The organism is Bradyrhizobium sp. (assembly GCF_035701725.1).
In the GTDB taxonomy this organism is placed as follows: domain Bacteria; phylum Pseudomonadota; class Alphaproteobacteria; order Rhizobiales; family Xanthobacteraceae; genus Bradyrhizobium.
In genome coordinates, this window is the sequence record NZ_DASSRP010000027.1 from 1 (window position 1) to 3,314 (window position 3,314).

Below are 3,314 nucleotides of genomic sequence, written 5' to 3' on the forward strand. Positions count from 1 at the left end.
CGATACCACTCGAGCCCACCGCGCGTATTGCCGGGCCGCGCCAAGGCGCTGGCGAATATCTCAATGTCCTCGATGGTGTGAGCACCATGGTCGAAGGCGCGATCGGCGATGAAGGTCGAGACGTAGTCATATTCCCGACCGAACAACAGGCGCTCCGGCAGGTCGCGCTTCTGGTGGAAGGCGAAGTGCCATAAAGCAGGCTTGGCGCAGTTCGCCTCCCACCCGCTCCAGCCAGGTTGGGACGCGTCGAGGACCGCGAGACGGGTGACGGCGCTGCGATGCGTACAAGCCAGTGCGAGCGCCACCATAGCCCCGATGTCGTGCCCACACACAGCGTAACGCTCGAATCCAAGCGCCTGCATGGCGCCGTGAACATCCGCCGCCATGGTCAGCTTGTCATAGCCGCCCTGCGGGCAATCCGAATGGCCTGCACCGCGAAGATCCACAGCGACGACGGTATTAGTCTCAGCCAAGCGGGGCATCATCCTGCGCCATTCCCACCAGGTCTGTGGGAAGCCATGGATCAGGACTAGCGGCGGTCCCTTGCCGCCTACAACCGCATGGATATTTGCTTCTCCGACGTGCACCATCTGATGGCGAAACCCGTCGAGTAACTCAGCCATTTCCTTGCTCCTGTCGTAAAACGGGAAGGTCCAGATTCACGGGCATTCTCCTGGAATTGGCCCGAAGGGAACGCGGTCGGCAAGCCAACGGTTCGAATCTTGGTGATGGCTACGCCGACGATGTCGTTCACCGATCTCTGGAACAACATCGGGGGTAACTCTCAGTCTTCCCAGGCGTGTGCCTGAAACGGCGCATCGAGGGGCGGCCTGGTAATGTTGCCGGTGTAGTTCGTGATCGTCGACGCGGTCACCGCGGCGATCACTTCGAGAAGGTGATCCTTTCCGAACCCGGCCGCGAGGAATCGTTTGATGTCCTCGTCGTTGAGACGTCCGCGCTTTTCGATCATCGTCTTCGCCAGGCCTGACAGCGCGGCGAATGTTGCGTCCTTCGGCAGGTGACCCTCGCGAATCGCCTGCACGTCCGCCGGATCGATCCCCTCCTTGAGCGCCAGGGTCGTATGGAATGCGACGGCCCAGGCGCTGCCGTTGGTCACCGCGTCAGTGAGCAGCACGATTTGGACCTGCGCTTCCGTGAAATTGCCACCGTGCACCTTCTCGAACAAACCGACGAGGCTGTTGATCAGTACCGGTGAGGTCGACATCGCGCCGATGAGGTTCGGGATCATGCCGAACGCGGACTGCAATTGCTCCAGCGCGGGCTGCGAACCCTTGGGGGCAGATTCCTTTGTGTGAACGGGAAAGGTCGTCATGTGAGTCACTCCTTGTTGGGTCGATTAGGCAAACGAATTTAGCGATGGGGGTGTTGGCGCGTGCGCCAATAGACCCTCGGTTCTCGCCAGACCTACCTGGCGCCGGTGAGGTCATTCCCTGGTCGCGCCGGGATGGAGAAGCCGAGCTTGGCGGCGACCCGCCGCGCCGTTTGCTCGCGCTGCGCCGTGAGCTTCCGCACCGACCGCCGTGCTTCATCCAATATCGCTGCCGGCGCCGCCTCCGGCGTGCCGCTGTCGAAGGGCGGCTCCGGCGCGTAGACCATGTGAAGCTGGATGGCCTGTGCCGCCGCGTCGCCGCGCAACTCGGCGGCAAGACGCAAGGCGCCGTCGATGCCGGCCGTGACGCCGGCAGCAAAGACCCAGGCACCGTCGACGATCACCCGTTCATTGACGGGGATCGCGCCGAAGATCGGTAACAGATGAAATGCCGACCAGTGGGTCGTCGCGCGGCGTCCCTTGAGTAGGCCCGCCGCGCCGCAGATGAGCGCGCCTGTGCAAACCGAGAAAATGCTGCATGCGCTCGACGCCTGCTGCCGGATCCAGTCGAGCACTTCGGTGTCTTCCATCAAAGGCTCCTGGCCGCAGCCGCCCGGCACATGGAGGACATCCAGCGGCGGCGCCTCGGCCAGGGTGGCATCGGGCGTAAGCCGCAATCCTTTCAGGTCGCGAACAGGCGCTGCGGTCTTGCCGTAGATGCGATACGTCGCGTTTGGTATGCGCGACAGCACCTCGAACGGTCCGGTCAGGTCGATCTGATCGATGCCCTCGAACACGAGGGAGCCGATGTGCAGATGAGTATCGTGCGGAATCATGGTCACTCCCCGGCGCAAAGTCATCTATGGGCAAGGCGAACCTAACCGGGCATGGTTTAGCGGAAATGCCAAAATCCCCTCGTTCCTCGCCAAACTCGCTCCGGGTCATCGACGTACTCACTTACCCAGCGGTGCAGTTGCTCGACGTCACGGGGCCCGTACAGGTGTTCGCCTCTGCAAATGATTTCGTCGCCAGCGCCGGAGGCACGCCGCCATATCTGCTCAAGGTCGTGGCGCAAGGCGGCGAAGGCGCGACGGCTTCGGCCGGACTGACGCTTGCGGCGGGTCCGCTCACCAAAGACGGCGAGGCGCTCGATACCTTGCTTGTCGCAGGTGGCGAGGGGGCCGAGGCGGCAGCCGAGAACCCGGTGCTGATCGACTGGGTGCGGCAGCGTGCGAACCGCGCGCGTCGCGTCGCCTCCGTTTGCACCGGCGCATTCCTGCTCGCGGCTGCGGGCATACTGGACGGCCGCCGCGCCGCGACACATTGGAAGTACTGCGCCAAGCTGGCTCAGCGCTTTCCTGCCGTACATGTGGAGCCCGATCCGATCTTCGTGTGCGATGGTCCGGTCTGGACCTCGGCCGGCGTGACGGCCGGGATCGATCTGGCGCTGGCGCTCGTGGAAGAGGACCTCGGCCGTTCCGTGGCGCTCGCCGTGGCGCGCTATCTTGTCGTCTTTCTCAAGCGGCCGGGCGGACAAGCACAATTCAGCGCCGCCCTGGCATTGCAAGCAGCGGAGGACAAGTTCGGCGCGCTCCATGCCTGGATCAATGAGCATCTAACCGAAGATCTCTCGCTCTCAGTCCTTGCCGATCAGGCGGGCATGAGCGAGCGCAGTTTCGGCCGGCACTATGCGCAGGCAACAGGGCAGACGCCAGCCCGCGCCATCGAGCGGCTGAGGGTGGAAGCGGCGCGGCGTCTGCTGTCGGAGACACGCACACCGGTGAAGCGTATCGCGCAGCGTTGCGGCTTCGGCTCGGAGGAAACGATGCGCCGCAGCTTCGTGCGCCTGCTCGCCGCTACGCCGCAAGACTACCGTTCTCGTTTCGCGTTTTGAAGATTGCCATGTCCAGACATGACTGCCTCCAGCTGGGCCTTACTGCAATCGGCGCGACTGCTATGCTTCGGACGGATACGCACTTCGCCA

General features: G+C 63.7%; 4 protein-coding genes. 1 reads left to right on the forward strand and 3 read right to left on the reverse strand.

What is annotated here, in order from left to right; translation table 11 throughout:
• The 3 genes from VFL62_RS01475 to VFL62_RS01485 all read right to left on the reverse strand — a co-directional run.
• On the reverse strand, nt 1–623 hold a 623-nt coding region (locus VFL62_RS01475), incomplete at its 3' end, for an alpha/beta hydrolase (RefSeq protein ID WP_325170606.1).
• A gap of 161 nt (nt 624–784) precedes the next feature.
• A complete protein-coding gene (locus VFL62_RS01480; RefSeq protein ID WP_325170607.1) occupies nt 785–1,333 on the reverse strand; it encodes a carboxymuconolactone decarboxylase family protein in 549 nt (182 codons plus the stop codon).
• 92 nt (nt 1,334–1,425) lie between these two features.
• Nucleotides 1,426–2,166 carry a DJ-1/PfpI family protein gene (locus VFL62_RS01485; protein ID WP_325170608.1) on the reverse strand — a complete coding sequence of 247 codons (741 nt, stop codon included), beginning with the start codon at nt 2,164–2,166 and terminating at the stop codon, nt 1,426–1,428.
• 65 nt (nt 2,167–2,231) lie between these two features.
• Between VFL62_RS01485 and VFL62_RS01490 the strand changes: the two genes are divergently transcribed.
• Nucleotides 2,232–3,224, forward strand: a complete 993-nt coding sequence (locus VFL62_RS01490) for a GlxA family transcriptional regulator (RefSeq protein ID WP_325170609.1) — start codon at nt 2,232–2,234, stop codon at nt 3,222–3,224.
• Nucleotides 3,225–3,314: the final 90 nt, after the last annotated feature.